Below are 17,031 nucleotides of genomic sequence, written 5' to 3' on the forward strand. Positions count from 1 at the left end.
GCTAGGCTCGTCTGTGATCCGCGTCATAGGACTTGCGCGCAGTCCTGCGCGTCACGCAGGTGTCGGTGCGCGCACGATCAATCGCGACGGCGGTAGCGTCACCTCGTCCGCTCGTCCGCTCGTCCGCTCGTCCGCTCGTCCGCTCGTCCGCTCGTCCGCTCGTCCACTCGTCCACTCGTCCGCTCGTCCGACCCGCCTGACCGAAGGGAGCCTGCCGTGCCCCGTCTCGTCGACCATGACGCCCGCCGCCGCGAGCTGGTGGAGACCACCTGGAAGGTCGTGGCGGATCGGGGTCTGTCCGGCGCGACCCTGCGGCAGATCGCAGAGGAGGCCGGCTACGCCAACGGCGCCCTGAAGCCGTACTTCCCCACGAAGAGCGCGCTGATCGAGGCGACCTACGCCCACGTCTTCGAGCGCACTGAGGCCCGGATCGACGCCGCGCTCGCCGACGCCCGGGGGGTGGAGGCGATGCGGCGGCTGTGCCGCGAGGTGATCCCGCGGGGCGACGAGCTCGTCCGTGAAGCCCGCCTCGTCCTGTCCTTCTGGGACCAGGCGGCGCGGCAGGAGGCGGAAGCCCTCGCGGCGGCTGCCACGATGGCTGCCTGGCGAGACCGTCTGCACGGCATGCTGGCAGAGGCCGCCGTGGATGGGATGCTGCGCCCTGACATTCCGACCGGCCCGGTGGTCGAGGCCCTGCTGGCCTGGCTGTTCGGCACCCAGGTGACAGCAGTGATGGACCCGGAGCGCCATGGACCGGACTCGCTCGATGCCCAGCTCGAGGCTTTTCTCGCCCTGCTCTCTGCGTGACGACGGCGGCCCCTGCCCTGCCTGGCAGTCCGCCCCGGTTCTCCGATGCACCCCTGTCCACGGCGCCGGAGAAGCTCTACACTCGGAGAAATCGTGAACCCGGTCACACTCCGGCAGGCTGCGTGCCCTCCGCGCGGACCGTCACCGGAGCCAGTGACCGTCCTGGGGAAGAGGCACTTCATGCGGACCTGCGCCACTGCCATGGACTACGAGACCTGGCGAGGCATCATCTCGGACTCCTTCGTCCCGCTGGAGGCCGAGTCCTCCCCCGGCCATGCCGGGGACGCCTTCCGAGGCCGCATCGAGCTCTCCAGCGTCGGCGGTATCGGCCTGTCCACGCTGCACGCCTCCCCGCACACCGTCCGCCGCACCGAACGCCTCACCGGCGCCGGCGGCGGGGGCCTGTTCAAGCTCTCCCTGCAGCTGTCCGGCCGCGGCCTGCTCGTCCAGGACGGCCGCGAGGTGGTTCTTGAGCCGGGCCGGCTGGCCCTCTACGACACCTCCCTGCCCTACGAGCTGACCTTCGACCGCGACTTCTCCTCGCACGTGATGATGTTCCCGCACGCCGCCCTCGGCATGGACCCGGCCCAAGCGGGGCAGCTCACGGCCACCGCCCTCGACGCGGACCATCACCTCGGGGACGCGGTCGGCGACTTCCTCCGCCAGGCCGCCGGCGTCGTTCCGCAGCTTGACCCCACGGTCGGCGCGCGTCTGGCACGCAACGTGGTGGACCTGGTCGGCACTCTGGTGACGGACATTCTGGGCTGCAGCACACCGGAGGGTGCGGCGGCCGCCGTCGGGAACCGGATCCACGACGACGGCGCCTCCTCCGCCTGCCTGCCCGCCCCGCGCGGCGGGCGGGGGGAGCGGGACCGCCAGCGGGACCAGGTGGTCGCCTACATCGAGGCGCACCTGGCGGACCCGGACCTGGCCCCGGCCACGATCGCCGCCGCCCACTTCATGTCTGTGCGCAGCCTGCACCTGCTGTTCGAGGACACGGACACCACTGTGGCCGCGATGATCCGCTCGCGCCGCCTCGAGCGCTGCCGCGAGGAGCTCGCGGACCCGGCCTGCGCCACCCGGCCGGTGGCCGTGGTGGGCGCGCGCTGGGGGTTCACCGATCCGGCGCACTTCTCGCGGGCCTTCCGGGCCCGCTTCGGCGTGACGCCGGGGCAGTCCCGCCGCGCCGCGGCCTGAGCCGGACGGGCTCTGCGCGCAGAGGCAACCGCTCTTCCCGGACGGTCAATCCGAGCAGGGTGTGCATGCGCATCCTGGAGTGAGTCACATCACTCCATCCGTCTCACAGGAGGTGCCTATGAGCACCGCAGCAAGAACCACGCGCGAGGCGCGTCCCACCGACGCCGCTGCCGTCGGCCGTGTCGCCGCCGACGTCCCTGCGGATGAGCGCCTCGGCGCCCGCCGCCTCGGTGTCCCCTCCCTGGTCTCCATGATCATCGCCGCCTCGGCCCCGCTCACCGTGGTGGCTGGCGGCGTCCCCTCGAACTTCGCCGTCACCGGGCTGCTCGGCATTCCGCTGTCCTTCGTGGTGCTCGGCGCCGTGCTGCTGCTCTTCGCGATCGGCTACGCGGCCATGTCCCGGCACGTGCACAACGCCGGCGCGTTCTTCGCCTACATCGCCAAGGGCCTGGGCAAGCCGACCGGCGTCGGTGCCTCGCTGGTGGCGCTGGTGGCCTACAACTGCATGCAGATCGGCATCGCCGGCATGTTCGGCTTCGTGCTGTCCTCCCTGCTGGACGGCATGTTCGGGCTGTCCGTGCCCTGGTGGGCGTGCGCTCTCGCCGCCTGGGTCCTGGTGGGCCTGCTCGGCGTGAACCGGATCGACGTCAACGCCAAGGTCATCGGTGTGATCGTGCTGCTCGAGTTCGCCGTGGTGATCGTCTTCGACGTCATGGGCCTGCGTGCCGCCCCCGAGGGCATCACCGCGGACGGCCTGCTGCCCGAGCAGCTCTTCACCGCCGGGGTCGGCGCCGCCCTCGTGTTCTCGATCGCCGCGTTCATGGGCTTCGAGTCCGGCGCGATCTACAACGAGGAGGTCAAGGACCCCAAGACCACCGCCGGCCGGGCCACGGTCATCGCCATCACCGTGATCGCCCTGTTCTACGCGTTCTCTGCCTGGGCCGTGGTGGTCTCCGAGGGGCCGAGCGGCGTGGTGCCCCGCGCCCAGGAGTTCGGCCCGGACCTGATGTTCGCGTTCTTCGCGGAGAACACGCCGGCATGGTGGGTGGACCTGGCGAACATCCTGTTCCTGACCAGCCTCATCGCCGCGCTGCTGGCGTTCCACAACATCGTGGCCCGCTACTTCTTCTCCCTCGGCCGCGAGCGCATCCTCCCGCAGTTCCTGGCCCACACCTCCCGCCGCACCGGCGCGCCCGTGGCCGGCTCGCTGGCCCAGTCCGTGCTGTCTCTCGTGGTGATCGGACTGTTCGGGTTCGCCGGTGCCGGGTCGGACGACCCGTTGTACCCGGTGGTCACCCTCTTCACCTGGCTGACCAACATGGGCGCCTTCGGCCTGATCCTGCTGATGGCCATGACCTCCTTGGCCGTGATCGGGTTCCTCCGCGGCTACGCCGACGAGTACGGCGCCTGGACCCGAATCGTGGCCCCGGCCCTGGCCGGTCTCGGACTGATCGTCCTGTTCGCCCTCGTGGTGGTGAACTTCCCGGTGCTCATCGGTGCCGAGGGGCCGAGCGTCCTGAGCTGGCTGCTGCCACTGATCGTGGTGGCCCCAGGCGCCTTCGGCACCGCCTGGGCGCTCTGGCTCAAGGCCAACCGACCACAGACCTACGCCCGTATCGCCACCGGAGGTGAACTGGCCTGAGGCGTCCGCCGCCCGCCGGGCGCCGCGCCCGGATGGTGAGCGGCCGTCGTCGGGGAGCGGCGGTCGTCGGGAAGCGGCGGAATCGACGGTTCGTCACAGGATCGAGGAGATTCTCCGCGATCTGGTGACTTTTCGTCGATTATGCGGGGCGCGCACCCCTGCGGGGCGTGCACCCCGGGCACGCACCCCTACACCCCACCCGTGACCCACACCACACCGAACCTGCAAGACTGGATTCAGACATCCTCCCGGCCTCCGCGCCGGACCCACTCCGAAAGGGACACACCATGACCGAGAACCCCGCCCTCAGCTGCGCCGACCTGCTCGCCGCCGTCTCCGCCCCCGAAGGCCAGGGCGCGGAACTGAAGGACCCCGCCACCGGCGAGGTCGTCGGCTACGCGCCGCAGTCCACCCCTGCCGACCTGGACGAGGCCGTCGCCACGGCCCGCGCCGCGCAGAAGGACTGGGCCGCCCTCTCCCACGCCGAGCGCTCGGCGCACCTGAACAAGGCCGCGGACGCCATCGAGGCCTCCGCCGCCGGCCTGGCCGAGCTGCTCTCCCGTGAGCAGGGCAAGCCGGTGAAGAATGGCCCGAACGCCGCGTTCGAGGTCGGCGGCTGCGTGGCCTGGACCCGTGCCACCGCCGCGTTCCCGATCGAACCGGAGACGCTCGTGGACGACGAGTCCGGCACCGCCGAGCTGCGCTGGGAGCCGATCGGCGTGGTCGGCGGCATCGGCCCGTGGAACTGGCCGATGATGATCTCGATCTGGCAGATCGCCCCGGCCCTGCGCATGGGCAACACCGTGGTGCTCAAGCCGTCGGAGTACACCCCGCTGTCCGTGCTGGCGCTGGCGCACGTGATGAACCAGGTGCTGCCGGACGGGGTGCTGCAGGTCCTTGCCGGCGACGGTGAGCTCGGCAAGGCCTTCACCGCGCACGAGGGCATCGACAAGATCACCTTCACCGGCTCGATCGAGACCGGCAAGGCGATCATGCGCTCGGCCGCGGAGGACCTGAAGCGCATCACCCTGGAGCTCGGCGGCAACGACGCCGGGATCGTCCTGGACGACGCGGACCCGAAGGCGATCGCCGAGGGCCTGTTCTGGGGTGCGTTCATCAACACGGGCCAGACCTGCGCCGCCCTGAAGCGCCTCTACGTGCCGGACTCCCTGTACGACGCCGTCTGCGAGGAGCTCACCGCCGTGGCGAAGGCCATGCCGATGGGCAACGGGCTTCAGGAGCAGAACGTGCTCGGCCCGCTGCAGAACCGGGCTCAGTACGAGATCGTGGCGAAGCTGGTGCAGGCGGCGAAGGACTCCGGGGCCCGTGTGCTCATCGGCGGGGATCCGGACGAGTCCGCGCCCGGCCACTTCTACCCGACCACCCTCGTGGCGGACATCAGCAACGACAACCCGCTGGTGGCCGAGGAGCAGTTCGGTCCGGCGCTGCCGATCATCCGCTACTCGGACCTGGATCAGGCGATCGAGTGGGCCAACGGCCTGGACGTGGGCCTGGGCTCCTCGGTGTGGTCCTCGGACATCGAGCGCGCCAAGGAGGTCGCCGCCCGTCTGCAGGCCGGAACCACCTGGATCAACAAGCACGGCGCCATCGACCCGCGCGTGCCCTTCGGCGGCGTGAAGCAGTCCGGCTTCGGCCTGGAGTTCGGCGTGGAGGGGCTGAAGCACATGGCCGTCCCGAAGGTGATCTCCGCCTGAGGCAGGTCTGCGGGGGATTCCCCCGCTGAGGCGAGGGCCCGGGGTGCGTCCGCTGCGGACGCCCTCCGGGCTCTTTCGTGTGATCGGCGGGGGCCGGGCCCGTCCCGCTCCTTCCCGACGACGGACGCTCGCCTCGGTCTGTCTTCCCGGCGAGGCCTGTCCGCAGGGGGTATGTGGCCGATGGTGGTTGTCGTGGTTCACCCACACCTGCAGGGCCCGTCATCGAGGAGTTGCGTGCCTACGTGCGCGGCTGACGCGGCGCCCCGGAGCGGGAAGCGGACGCGAGAGGGAGCTACGAATTTTTCGTTTTCGCAGGTAGTCTTGCTCCATGACTGCGACGGTGAATGACAAGCACACGGTGCTGCCGCCCACGGATCTCGAGGAGATGCTCGACGTCGGCAGGTTCCTCGACGGCCTGACGCAGCCGGCCGCCCTGGTCGGCCCTGATGGGCAGAAGGTCCCCCTGCCGGCAGAGGCTTTCAACGTCCTGAGGGATGTCGTCGAGGCGATGCGGGTGGGCAAAGCCATCACGGTGGCGCCCGTCGACCAGCTGCTCACGACGCAGGAGGCGGCAAACTTCCTCGGCATCAGTCGTCCCACGCTGGTGAGGCTGCTCGAGGAGGGTGCGTTGCCGTACGAGAGGACGACCGGTGGTCGGCACCGACGCATCCGGCTCCAAGACGTCGTGTCCTATCAGCAGCGAAAGCGAGGGGAGCGACGTGCTTCGCTGAGAGCCCTCGTAGGGGAGGCCTCGTCTGCGGGGCTCTATGACCAGGATGCGGAGTCCTACCGCGAGGCGTTGCGTCAGGCTCGCGCCGACCTCCGGGGTGAGCGCGGGTAGTGGCTCGCTTCAGTGCCGTGCTCGACGCGTGCGTCCTCGTGCCCATCGCCCAAGCGGACACCTTGCTGCATCTGGCCGAGGCGGGCCTCTATCGGCCGGTATGGAGTGGTCAGATCCTCGACGAGACTGTGCGCGCACTGGAAACGATGCATCCAGACATGCGTGCGTCGGGGGCGGCGCGTCACCGTGCGGAGGTCATGGACGCCGCCTTCGACGACGCGCGGGTCGAGGGGTGGGGGCAGCTCGTGCCCGGGATTGATCTTCCAGACCCCGATGATCGGCATGTGGTCGCCGCCGCGATCCAGGGGCGTGCCGACCTGATCGTCACGGCGAATCTCAAGGACTTCCCGCGTGAGGTCGTTGAGTCCTTCGACATCGAGGTGCAGAGTCCGGACGAGTTTTTCATGAACCAGCTCGACCTGGACCCGGCTCGAGTGATGACGGCTCTCGCAGCCCAAGCGGGCGCGACACGGAATCCTCCGTTGACCGTCAGTGACGTCCTGGAACGGCTGGTGCCGTGCGGTGCACCCCTGTTCGCGGAGGCCGCACGAGCCCAGCTCTGGCGGGTCGACGTTGAGCGACCTTGATTCAACCCGACCCCAGAGCCGCCGTCGTCGACTCAGCCCCACACGCCGGAACCGGCGATGAGCCGGACCGCGAGCACCGCCATGACCACCGCGATCACCACGTCCACCACGCGCCACGCCTTCGGGTCGGCGAGCACCCGGGCCAGCAGGCGCGCGCCGTAGCCGAGCGCGGTGAACCACAGGACGGAGGCGGCGACGGCGCCGGCGGCGAAGACCCACCGCGCGTCGGGACCGTGCTGGTTGGCGAGGCTGCCCAGCAGCACCACGGTGTCCAGGTAGACGTGCGGGTTGAGCCAGGTCAGCGCGAGCGTAGTGGCGATGACCGAACCCGCGGTGCGCGGCGCCTGCTCGGCCACGAGCCCCTGCGGGCGCAGCGCGGCACGCAGGGAGGAGACCGCGAACCAGAGCAGGTACAGGGTGCCGCCCCAGCGCAGGACCTCGAGCAGCCACGGCACGGCCTGCACGAGCGCGCCCACCCCGGCGGTGCCGGCCAGGATCAGCACGGCGTCCGAGGCCATGCACACCAGCACGACGGCGCTCACGTGCTCCCGGCGCACGCCTTGGCGGAGCACGAAGGCGTTCTGGGCGCCGATGGCGACGATGAGGGCGAGTCCGGTGAGCAGGCCGGTGCCGGCGAGGGTCCACATGGGTGAGGACGCTAGGGCTCGGCCGGGTCTGAGCCAAACGAAGAGAACTGCAGACGCCTAAGCTCTGCTTCATGAACCTGGATCAGCTGCAGGCGCTGCGTGCGATCGTGGACGAGGGCTCGTTCGAGGCGGCCGCGTACGAGCTCGGCGTCAGCGCTTCCGCGGTCAGCCAGCGCATCCGCGCCCTGGAACGGGAGGTGGGCCAGGTGCTGCTAAGGCGCGGCACACCCTGCGAGCCGACCGAGGCCGGCATCGGCCTGGTGCGCGTGGCCCGGCACATGCGGGCGCTCGAACAGGAGGCATGGGCCGGGCTGGGCCGCACGGCGGCCGGGCGCAGCGTCACCTCCCTGGCCGTGCCCGCCGACGTGCTGGGCACGTGGTTCGGGCCCGTCCTGGCGGAGGCCGCCGACTGGGACGACACGGTCCTCGACCTGCACGTCGAGGACCAGGACCACAGCGCCCGGCTGCTGCGCCGCGGCGAGGTGCTGGCCGCCGTCACCACGGAGCCGCAGCCGGTGCAGGGGTGCGCGGCGGAGCCGCTGGGGAGCATGCGCTACGTCCCGCTCACCTCGCCCGCCCTGCTCGCGCGACACGCGGCGGGCGACGTCGTCGACCTCGGCGCGATGCCCATGATGCGCTACAACGCGAAGGACGACCTGCAGCGCCTCGCGCTGAGCGGCGCCGGACTGGACGTCGCCCCGCCCACGCACCTGGCGCCGTCGTTCGACGGGTTCCACCGGTCCGTCCGGGCCGGCCTGGGGTGGGGGATGCTCGTGGACGCCCAGGCCGTCGAGGACGTGCGCGCCGGCCGGCTGGTCCGCGTGCCCGGGCTCGACGACGTCCTCGTGCCCCTGTACTGGCAGGCGACCACATTGCCCGTGACGCGCCTGGTGCGGCTCACGCGAGCGGTGCGGGAGGCGGCCCAGCGGACGCTCGAGCGGAGGTGAGGCGGCGCCGCGGGTCGCGGACCGTCAGCGGGCAGGGGGAGTTCGATGATGTCAGGCATGCGGTGACTGCATTCTGAAGAAAGGGGTGGGCGCAGAGGCACCCGCCGAGCCGTGCTCAAGCCGTGCGGTGGGCGGACAGGACCGGAGGTGGCGCACACGGCGCATGGCGGGGGCGTCGTCATGAACGACCGTTTGCGCGGTTTCCCTCGCCAGAGGCCGGGCGCGAAGGGGTCAGGTTGGGTGGCGGGCGATAACGGTGAAGGTGTGCCAGTGCTTGATGCCGTCGAACGCATGCCCTTCTTCGTTGCGCTCGTTCAGTTCGATCACCTCCAAAGTGTCGAGGAGTTCGTCCACCTCTTTCCGGGTGAGGTAGGTGCCCAGGTCAGAGGCCCAGGTGTCATCGGAGCCGAAGAGATCGACCGCCAGGATCCCGTCTGGCAGCAGGGCGTGCTTGACGCGCTCCCACACCGAGGTGAAGCGTGCGCGAGGGACGAATGGCAGAGAGGCGTTGGCCAGGATCAGATCGGCGTGGGGGAGGGGATCCCACTCCTCGATGAGGCCCGTCCGGTGTTCGAGGATGCCGAGCGTGGTGAGTTCATTCATGTGCTTTTCGACGCTTGGGTCGATGTCGATGGTGTGGACGATCATGCCCTCCTGGAGAAGGCGTCGGGTTTCGATGCCGGCGCCGCTTCCCAGCTCGACAGCGCGCAGACTTGCGAGGTTCTGGTGGGTGGCCCGCAGTGTTGTGAGTGCGCGGTCGGTGAGAGGGCGCACGGCCGAGGTGCCTGCCCGCGCGGCATTGTAGGAGGCCCAATCGCTGGAACTTGTGGGGGTGGCTGGCATGGTCTGAGTATCTCGGTCTGGGCACATAGGGGGAAGAGGAGGCGACGAGCGATGGTGCGTCGCGGCTTCCCCATGGCGAGGGTTGTGGCGAGGATCAGGTCTGCCGCAAACGACGGTTCGCGGCGCCCACGGGGAGCGCTCGCTGACTGTCGAGACGCCGTGAAGATCGCACGCGAATCGCGAAGGACGGTTCCTTGGACGGCTTGGGGCGGAGAGCGCCGGACGCCTCAGCTCCGGTTGGACTCGATCCATCCGTGGCGGCGTACGCCGGCGTCCTGCCGTGTGCCACAGTCGAGCACGGTGAATCCTGCCGCGATCAACAGGCGGGAGAGCTCATCGACCGGCCAATACCACGCCGTGGTGACGGCGTGGTCGAAGGCCTCCACCTGGTCTGACGCGAAGAAGCCCAGCAGCAGTGACCCGCCCGGGCGCAGCGCCTGGTGCGCGCGCTCCAGGAGGAGAGGCATCTCCACCGGTGGCGTGTGGATGATCGAGTACCAGCCCAGGATCCCGTTGAAGGCGGCTGCGTGCAGGGTCTGGAACGAACCCGGCTCCACGCGCACCTCCGGGTGGGCTCGGCGCGCATGGGTGACGAACTCCTCGACCGGCTCGATGCCCGTCACCTCATGGCCCAGCGAGGCCAGGTGCGCGGTCCAGTGGGCCGGCCCGCAGCCGACGTCGGCCAGAACCCCATCCACCCGGTCGGCCCAGGCTTCGACCAGCAGCCTGTCGTCCTCCGCCACAGCGGCCATGGTGCCGAGCTGCCTGGTGTACTCGGCCGCGCGGGCGCCATAGGCGGCCCGGCTGGTGGAAAGTCCTTCCCGGGCGGCGTCGTCGAGGACGGAAGGGCGCAGACGGAGGGGCATGGATCGAGGGTAACGACCGTGATCCCGTGCGCCGTTCAAGTGAGGGGCAGGAGAAGCCGGTACCAGCCCTTCAGGTCCTGATCAGCGTATGAATCGGCTTGGCGCGTTTCTGAAACCTTCGTTGCATCTCGACGCCCGCGCACCATCGCCCGGGAGCACACCCCGGCCGCCCCCGTCGCGGTTCCGCCGGCGCCCCCCGGCGCACCTGTCAACTCGGTATTGACGCTTCCCGAGGCCGGCCATAACCTCGGTCACATGGCTCTCACGCCCATGGCCACCGTCGTCTCCATCATCCTGGTCCTCGTCACTCACGGCCTCACCTCCGACGCGGACCTGGGGCCGGCGCTGCTGACCGGTGCCCTCGCCGGCCTCGCCTACACGGTGGGTGCCTGGTGTGCTCCCCTCATGCGGGCCCGCGGCGGCGCCCTCGCAGGCTCGCTGTTCAGCCGCTGGCAGCCCACCTGGGATGGCCCGAAGGCACTGCAGATCCTGGCCGGGGCCACCGTCGCGGCCGTGCTGACCGTGCTCAACATCTTCGAGGGCGCCACCGCCGTGATCTTCGGCATCGCGGTGGCCATCGGCGTCGGCGCTTTCCTTCCGTTGTCCGCCGATGGGGCAGACTCGGAGGATGCCCCGCGATCCCGGTGAGGAACTGACCGCCGCGCTGGCCGCCCAGGCGGCGGCCGAGCGGCGGCTGCACCACGCCGTCCACCGCGCCCGCGAGGCCGGGTGGACGTGGGAGCAGATCGCCCAGACCCTCGGGGTGAGCCGGCAGGCGGCGCACCGTCGCTTCCAGGCCGCCGCAGACGCAGGCGCGGCGCCGGCCGCCGGGGCGGCGGGGCGGGGGAGCTGGCTGGAAACGGCGCTCCAGAGCGCCGACCGTGCGGTCCGGGCCTGGTTCTCCGGAGACCTCACCGCGGTGCACGCCCTGATGACCAGCACGGCCCGCGCCGCGCTGCCGCAGACCGTGCTGCGGCAGACCATGCAGGAGGTCCAGGACCTGGCCGGTCGCTGCGCGCCCCCGGTGGACCTGACCGTGCACGAGCTGAACGGCGCCCCGCTGCCGGCGGACCCGGGTGCTGCCGGGAGCCGGCGCGCCGTGGTGGTGCGGGGCGTTGCGGAGGGGGAGCAGGCGGATCCGGTCGTCCACGTGCTGCTCGGCCCGCGCGGGCGCGTCTCCGGGGTGAGCATCCGGCTCACCGACTCCCTGGAGGTCTGGCCGCTCTGACGTCTCGCAGCGGCTAATCCCGCGGCCGCAGGGCCCGGACGGCCGCCCGCCTCACCTCGCCTCCGGCCCCCGCGGCGCTCGCCGCACCGCACTGGGCAGACTGCGCCCACGCCGCCCAGTGTCCCCAGCCTGATGACCGAGTACACCTAGGCTGGAGAGCAGGCTCCGGCGAGCGTCCGGGGCGGAGGGGAAGCGATGGCATCCATGCGCAGGGGCCTGTGGGGCACCGTCACCGCGCTGCTGGCGGCCGGGACGGTGGCCGTGGGCCTGACCGGCATCGGCACGATGGCGGCCGAGCCGGGGGAGCCGGTGCGCCTGCAGCTGGAGGAACCGCTGCCGTACGGCATCACCCAGGAGCGGGTGGACGCTCTCACCGAGCAGGACCCGATCCGCTCCTGGAAGCCGATCACCGTGCGGGTGACGGACGAATGGATCGCCCGGCCGCTCGAGGAGGATGCCGACTACCCGGCGGACGTGCAGCTCTCCACGCAGCTGGAGCGGATGCCCGTGGACATGACCGTCCCGGGCTACGACCCTTCGACGCTCCCGGCGGAGCGGCACAACGGCGTGGTCGTGGACCCGGAGGTCTTCCCCGACGAGGACGAGGACACCGGTTCCCCCACGGACCGCCCCTCGATCCAGCTGCACCAGGCGTTCGAGCGGAACCGGGACATGGGGCACTCCGCCGCCTCCGTGGTGGCCATGGCCCGCACCGCCGGCGAACTCTCCTACTCCGGCCTGCCGCGGGAACCGCTGCTGTGGATCGGCCTCACCGGCGCCATGGGCGCCCTGACCCTCGGAGCCGGCCTGCTCTGGGCCCGCGCCGTCCGAGCGCTCTCCGAGCTGCGCCGCCGCTTCCGCCTGGCCCGGGCACGCGTCGCCCGCGTGGTGATGGACCTGGAGGCGCTCGAAGTCTCCGTGCTCGCACTCCCGGAGGACCGCCGTCCGTCCGGCTCCGCCCAGGACTGGAACCACTTCTCCGGCCGCGCCCTCTTCCTCCTCCAGCGCGAGGAGGAACTCGAGTCCGGGCTGCGCCGTCCGACGCCGCGGACCGCCTCGGCCGTGGACCGGTACGCCGACGCCGCCGACCGCCTTGCCGAGGATGCAGCCGCCCTGGCCGGCACGGCCGAGGTCCGCGGTGGCTTCGCCGGGGCCGGGGACGTGCTGGACCGCGTCGCCTCAGCCCTGGTGGCGCCGGCGGAGCAGACGCTGGCCCGCCTCGGGCAGGCACCACGCCAGGATCGGCCGGGACAGCCGGGACACCAGCGTGTGGACGCGGCCGCAGCCGACCTGCGGGACGCCGTGGACCGTCTTCTCTCGCTGCTCGAGGAGGTCCGCGGCACCCCCGGAGAGGACACGTCCTCTTGGGTGGGCCGGTGGATCTCCGCCGAGGCCCGCATCGGCCAGTGCGCCCTCGAGCTCACCCGCGCCCTGGACGCCGGGCCGGACGCCGAGGGGCGCAACGAGCTGCGCCGTGCCCTGCTCCCGGACCGCGGCGTCGCCGGCACGGCCGGTGTGCGCGAGGGCATCGGGCTGCCGCCGACTCCGGCGGAGGCGTCGCTGCTGCGCGTGCAGGAGGTCCTGCTGCTGGCCCGGGCCGCCGCGGGAGAGCCGCTGCACGCGTTGGTGGCGGAGGCCGGGACGGCCCGTGGGGACCAGGTCTCGCCGTCCGTCTCGGCGCAGACCCGACCCACGTCTGCGGCTGCCCCGGGGGCGGTGCCCGGCTCGGCCGGGATCCCCCAGGCCGGCCGCTTCCGCTTCCGCCGGGGCACCCGCATGGCCGGTGCCCTCGCCGCCGTGGTCCTGGCCGGAGCGGCGGCGCCCCTGGCCGCACAGGCCACCGCCGAGCCGGACTGGTACCTGGAGGGGGACCAGGAGGTCGGTGAGGTCACGGTGGACGGGGCCCAGCTGCTCCCGGCCTCGGACGTGGAGTTCACCGCGGAGGAGATCCGCCGCCGCGTGGACCCGGAGCTGACGGAGTCCTTCGACGTGACGGTGGCCGTGCGCCGGGCAGAGGACTACCTGGACCGGGCACCGGAGGAGACCGCCTCCGAGTACAGCCGCCGAGTCACTTTGGACAGCGCGCTGGAGGGCAGTGAGAAGCTCATCGGAGAGTTCCCGGAGCTCACGGACGAGGCCACCGGGGAGCTGGAGCCGAACGCCGTGATCATCCCGCTGATGGTGTGGCAGGGCGGCCGCGGGGGCGTGATGCCCGCGCTCACCGGCCACGTCTACGAGGGCACCGAGTCCTGGCTCGGCGGCTACAGCTTCGAACGCACCTCCGCCCCGCTGTGGGACGCGGACGACCCCGGTCTGATGGCGAGCGCTGTGGCCCATGAGATCGAGGACGTCGCCCGCGGAATCCAGTCCAACCGCACCTATGAGGCGGACCTGGAGTTCCTGCCGCTCTGGGCCGTGCTCACCGCCTCCGGCTCGGTCATGTTCCTCGCCCTCGGCGGCATCCTCGAGGCCCTCGCCGGCACGGCCCTGGGCCTGCGCGGCCACGGGCGCACGGGCCGTGCCCTGCGGGCGGCCCGGGGCGGCCTCGAGCAGCTCATGCTCGGCCGGGACGAACGGGAGCTGTCCGCCGTGGCGATCCTCGGAGCCGGTCCGGCCGGCTCCGCCCAGGAGGCCGGGCAGCGGCTCTACGAGTCCGCGCTCGTCACCGCCTGGCGGGAGGCCGAGGCCCTCGGCTCGTTGCCGCTCGGCGCCCAGCGGCGGCCGGACACCGTGCGCCGGGCCGAGGCGCTGCGCGACCGTGTGGAAGACCTGGCACGCCAGGACGAGGACGTGCACCGCCGGGCAGAGAGGTTCCTGCGTGACTCACGTTGAGCGAGACCCCCGACCGCACGACCGACCGGACCGGCCGCTGGCCGCGCGGCTGCTCGGGGACTGGAGCGTCAGGCCGGCGCGCTGGGCCGGGGCCACGGCCCTCGCCGCGGCGGCGACCGTGGGCCTCGGCGCCGCCGGGGTCGCCGCGGTCACCGCGGAGCCGGAGCACCGGGTCCAGTTCCGGATCCCGGAGGGGCTGCCCCACGGCATCACCCAGGAGCGGGTGGAGGCCGCGGCCGAGCGGCTCGACGTGCGCGCCTGGTCCCCGCTGACGGTGGCGGTGACGGACGAGCACCTGCTGCCGCCCGCGGACTACGGCCGGAGCGGCCCGGAGGCGGACGTGCTGATCTCGACGCAGCTGAGCCGCTCCGTGGGGGACGTGCAGGATCGCCGCCGGGAGGTGGGCGTCACCGTGGACCCGGCGGCCTTCCCGGACGGGGGAGACCTCCCCCGCGGGCACGCCCCCTTCGGCAGGGAGCCGAGCCCGGCGGAGGTGCTGAGCATCGCCTACGAGACGAACCGGGACGCCGGCAACGGGCCGAGCGCCGTGGCGGTGACCGCCCGGACGGCCGCCGCGCTCGCGGACCCCGGTGCCGAGCCCGACCTCGGGACCTGGGTGGGCCGCGTGGCCGTCCCCGGGGTCCTGACGGTGCTCGGCGGCGTGATGACGGCCCGGGCGCTGCGTGCCCGTGCCGAGCTCCGCCGGATGCACCGGACGGCACGGACGGACATGTCCCACGTGGTCCTCGAGCTCGAGGCGCTGGAGGTCTCGGCGCTGTCCGTGCCGGAGGAGCACCGGACGCAGCGGATGCGCGCCCAGTGGGACGAGGTCCGCGCCGGCGCCGTCGCCCTGGCCCGGCGGGAGGGCCTGATCGCCGAGGAGACGGCACGGCCCGGCGCCGACACGGAGGAGCGGGTGCGGGCCTACGCCCGAGACGCCGCGCGGGTGCGGGCGGAGGCCGAGGCGCTGGAGGCGGCGTCCCTGGTCCAGGGGGCCGTGGCCGGCGGCGGAGAGGTCCTGGACGAGGTCGCGGCCGCCCTCGTGGAGCCGGCCCGCCGGGCCGTCGCCGCCGTGCGGGGCGCCCAGGGGCGTCCGCCCGAGACGCTCGAGGCCGCCGCTGACCTCCAGGACGCCGTAGACGACCTCCTGGCGCGGCTGCAGGCCTTCCGGCAGGAACCGGAGGCCCTCGACGCCCAGGCGTGGACGGCCGCCGAGCAGCGGATCGGGGCCTGCGCCGACGCGCTCACCGCGGCCGCGGCGAACGCGGACGAAGGCCGCGTGGGATCGGTCGCGGTGCCCTACCTGCAGGCGGTCGAGCGTGCCGCGTCGGTCCGCGGCCTGCTCGACGGCTGGCCGGGCCTGCCCGCACCGGCGCAGCCTGCGGACCTGCGCGCGACTCGCGAGGGGCTGGGCCTCGATGCCCTGCCCGCCGGCGGCGCCCTCGACGCCGTGGACCGCGCGGTGGCGGCGGCTCGGGTCTCGGCCGGCGAACACCCCGAGGACGTCCTGGCGTCGGTCGCCCGGGACCGCGGCGTGGATTCCGCCGACCCCACCGCCCCGGCACACCCCACCAGCCTCGCCAGCCCCGCCGCCCCCACCGTCGGCGAGCAGGCCCCGTCCACGTCCGTCTCCACGTCCGCCTCACCGTCGGCCTCCGGCACCGGCCGCGGCGGCCCGCTCGCCTGGGCGTTCACCGAGGACCGGCACGGTCGCTTCCGGCTGACCGCACCCGCGCGCGTCGGCGGGGTCCTCCTCGCGCTCCTGGTCTCCTTCGGGCTCGGCACCGCGGCCGCGGACCAGCTCGAGCGGGACCCCGCCGGGCTCCTGCCCGGACGGCAGGACCCCGGCGACGTCTCCGTCCACGGGCTCCCCCTGGACGGTCACTCCGAGCTGGAGCTGGACCGGGACCACGTCTCCCGGCTGGCCGGGGCCGAGCTGGCGGAGGGGCTGGACGTCGTCGTGGCGGTCCGGGACGCCGAGACCGTCCTGCGGCGGGACCCGGAGCGCCAGGCCACGGACGAGGCCGTCCCCGTGACGCAGGAGAGCGTCCTGCAGCTGCTGGAGGACATCAAGGCGGACCTGTCGGAGGACGTGGTGGACCCGGCCACCGGCGACGTCCTCCCGGGCGTCGCGGTGGTGCCGGTGGTCGTCTACCCGGACGGCCGCGGCGGCGCGCTGGAGCCGATGACCGGACCGGTGGCCACGGGGACGACTCCGCAGACCGACCCCGCCGCCGACGCCGCGGACAGCACGTCCGTGCCGCTGCGGGACCTGACCGACCCGGCGCAGTTCGCCACCGTGGTCGGCGCCGAGGTGCGCGCCGCCGGCACGCAGACCCACGCACGGGCGGAGGACGCCGTCGACCCGGCCGAGGCATCGACCACCCGCACGGTCGTGACCGTGGCTGGCACCGTGCTGCTCGTCGGCCTCGGGGCGATCACGGAGACCCTCGCGGGGGTCTCCGCCGGCCGCCGCGGCCGGGGCCGCACCGCCGACTCGCTGCGCCGCAGCCGCAGCACCCTGGAACGACTGCTGCTCGAGGAGGACCGGAGCGCGCTGGACGCCGTCGCCGTCCTCGGGACCGGGCCTGCCGGCAGCCCGGAGGAGGCGGCCCACCGCCTCTACTCCTCGGCGCTGCTGGCGGCCTGGGACGAGCTCGAGGAGCTTGAGGGGCAGCCGTGGTCCTCCCGCCTGGCGGACCGGCTCCTGGACCGCGCCGAGTCCCTCGAGCAGCGGGTGCAGGAGCTCGCCCGCCAGGATGGGGACGTCCGCCGTCGCGCTGAGCGCTTCCTGGCCGAGTCCCGCTGAACGGAGGACAACGACGACGGTCCCCTCACCTGCGAAAGGTGAGGGGACCGCCGTCGTGACGTCACCGGGC

General features: G+C 72.7%; 14 protein-coding genes. 11 read left to right on the top strand and 3 right to left on the bottom strand.

Features of this window, described 5'->3' with window-relative positions; translation table 11 throughout:
- Window positions 1-216: 216 nt before the first annotated feature.
- The 6 genes from MLY01S_RS07855 (at window position 217) to MLY01S_RS07880 (ending at window position 6,789) form a co-directional block, all read left to right on the top strand.
- On the top strand, window positions 217-807 hold the full coding sequence (locus tag MLY01S_RS07855; protein WP_067190941.1) for a TetR/AcrR family transcriptional regulator: 591 nt from the start codon (window positions 217-219) through the stop codon (window positions 805-807).
- A gap of 180 nt (window positions 808-987) precedes the next feature.
- A complete protein-coding gene (locus MLY01S_RS07860; RefSeq protein ID WP_070637332.1) occupies window positions 988-2,004 on the top strand; it encodes an AraC-like ligand-binding domain-containing protein in 1,017 nt (338 codons plus the stop codon).
- A gap of 118 nt (window positions 2,005-2,122) precedes the next feature.
- The gene (locus tag MLY01S_RS07865) at window positions 2,123-3,646 is read left to right on the top strand and encodes an APC family permease (protein ID WP_067190945.1); all 1,524 of its coding nucleotides are present in this window, start codon (window positions 2,123-2,125) and stop codon (window positions 3,644-3,646) included.
- 287 nt (window positions 3,647-3,933) lie between these two features.
- A complete protein-coding gene (locus MLY01S_RS07870) occupies window positions 3,934-5,361 on the top strand; it encodes an aldehyde dehydrogenase family protein (RefSeq protein WP_067190947.1) in 1,428 nt (475 codons plus the stop codon).
- Between the two features lie 328 nt (window positions 5,362-5,689).
- Window positions 5,690-6,202 carry a helix-turn-helix domain-containing protein gene (locus MLY01S_RS07875; RefSeq protein ID WP_067190949.1) on the top strand — a complete coding sequence of 171 codons (513 nt, stop codon included), beginning with the start codon at window positions 5,690-5,692 and terminating at the stop codon, window positions 6,200-6,202.
- Window positions 6,202-6,789 carry a PIN domain-containing protein gene (locus MLY01S_RS07880; RefSeq protein WP_067190951.1) on the top strand — a complete coding sequence of 196 codons (588 nt, stop codon included), beginning with the start codon at window positions 6,202-6,204 and terminating at the stop codon, window positions 6,787-6,789. The genes MLY01S_RS07875 and MLY01S_RS07880 overlap by 1 nt, the downstream gene beginning before the upstream one ends.
- A 32-nt stretch (window positions 6,790-6,821) precedes the next feature.
- Here MLY01S_RS07880 and lysE read toward each other — a convergent pair whose 3' ends face one another.
- Entirely contained in the window at window positions 6,822-7,436 is a 615-nt protein-coding gene (gene lysE, locus MLY01S_RS07885) for an L-lysine exporter (protein ID WP_067190953.1), read from the bottom strand.
- 71 nt (window positions 7,437-7,507) lie between these two features.
- On the opposite strand from lysE, the gene MLY01S_RS07890 reads away from it, so the two are divergent.
- Entirely contained in the window at window positions 7,508-8,383 is an 876-nt protein-coding gene (locus tag MLY01S_RS07890) for an ArgP/LysG family DNA-binding transcriptional regulator (protein WP_067190954.1), read from the top strand.
- A gap of 231 nt (window positions 8,384-8,614) precedes the next feature.
- Here MLY01S_RS07890 and MLY01S_RS07895 read toward each other — a convergent pair whose 3' ends face one another.
- Together MLY01S_RS07895 and MLY01S_RS07900 are read right to left on the bottom strand one after the other, a co-directional pair.
- Window positions 8,615-9,226 carry a class I SAM-dependent methyltransferase gene (locus MLY01S_RS07895; RefSeq protein WP_245232143.1) on the bottom strand — a complete coding sequence of 204 codons (612 nt, stop codon included), beginning with the start codon at window positions 9,224-9,226 and terminating at the stop codon, window positions 8,615-8,617.
- Between the two features lie 227 nt (window positions 9,227-9,453).
- Entirely contained in the window at window positions 9,454-10,092 is a 639-nt protein-coding gene (locus tag MLY01S_RS07900) for a class I SAM-dependent methyltransferase (RefSeq protein ID WP_067190959.1), read from the bottom strand.
- A 255-nt stretch (window positions 10,093-10,347) separates the two neighbouring features.
- On the opposite strand from MLY01S_RS07900, the gene MLY01S_RS07905 reads away from it, so the two are divergent.
- The 4 genes from MLY01S_RS07905 to MLY01S_RS07920 all read left to right on the top strand — a co-directional run bounded on the left by MLY01S_RS07905 (window position 10,348) and on the right by MLY01S_RS07920 (window position 16,961).
- Window positions 10,348-10,740 carry a hypothetical protein gene (locus tag MLY01S_RS07905; protein ID WP_067190961.1) on the top strand — a complete coding sequence of 131 codons (393 nt, stop codon included), beginning with the start codon at window positions 10,348-10,350 and terminating at the stop codon, window positions 10,738-10,740.
- The gene (locus MLY01S_RS07910) at window positions 10,721-11,320 is read left to right on the top strand and encodes a helix-turn-helix domain-containing protein (RefSeq protein WP_067190965.1); all 600 of its coding nucleotides are present in this window, start codon (window positions 10,721-10,723) and stop codon (window positions 11,318-11,320) included. Before MLY01S_RS07905 ends, MLY01S_RS07910 begins: the two co-directional genes overlap by 20 nt.
- A gap of 195 nt (window positions 11,321-11,515) precedes the next feature.
- A complete protein-coding gene (locus MLY01S_RS07915; protein WP_067190966.1) occupies window positions 11,516-14,152 on the top strand; it encodes a serine/threonine-protein kinase in 2,637 nt (878 codons plus the stop codon).
- Entirely contained in the window at window positions 14,139-16,961 is a 2,823-nt protein-coding gene (locus MLY01S_RS07920; RefSeq protein WP_067190967.1) for a hypothetical protein, read from the top strand. Before MLY01S_RS07915 ends, MLY01S_RS07920 begins: the two co-directional genes overlap by 14 nt.
- The last annotated feature ends 70 nt before the right edge of the window (window positions 16,962-17,031 follow it).

The sequence above is a fragment of the Micrococcus lylae NBRC 15355 genome, from assembly GCF_001570885.1.
Taxonomy (GTDB): domain Bacteria; phylum Actinomycetota; class Actinomycetes; order Actinomycetales; family Micrococcaceae; genus Micrococcus; species Micrococcus lylae.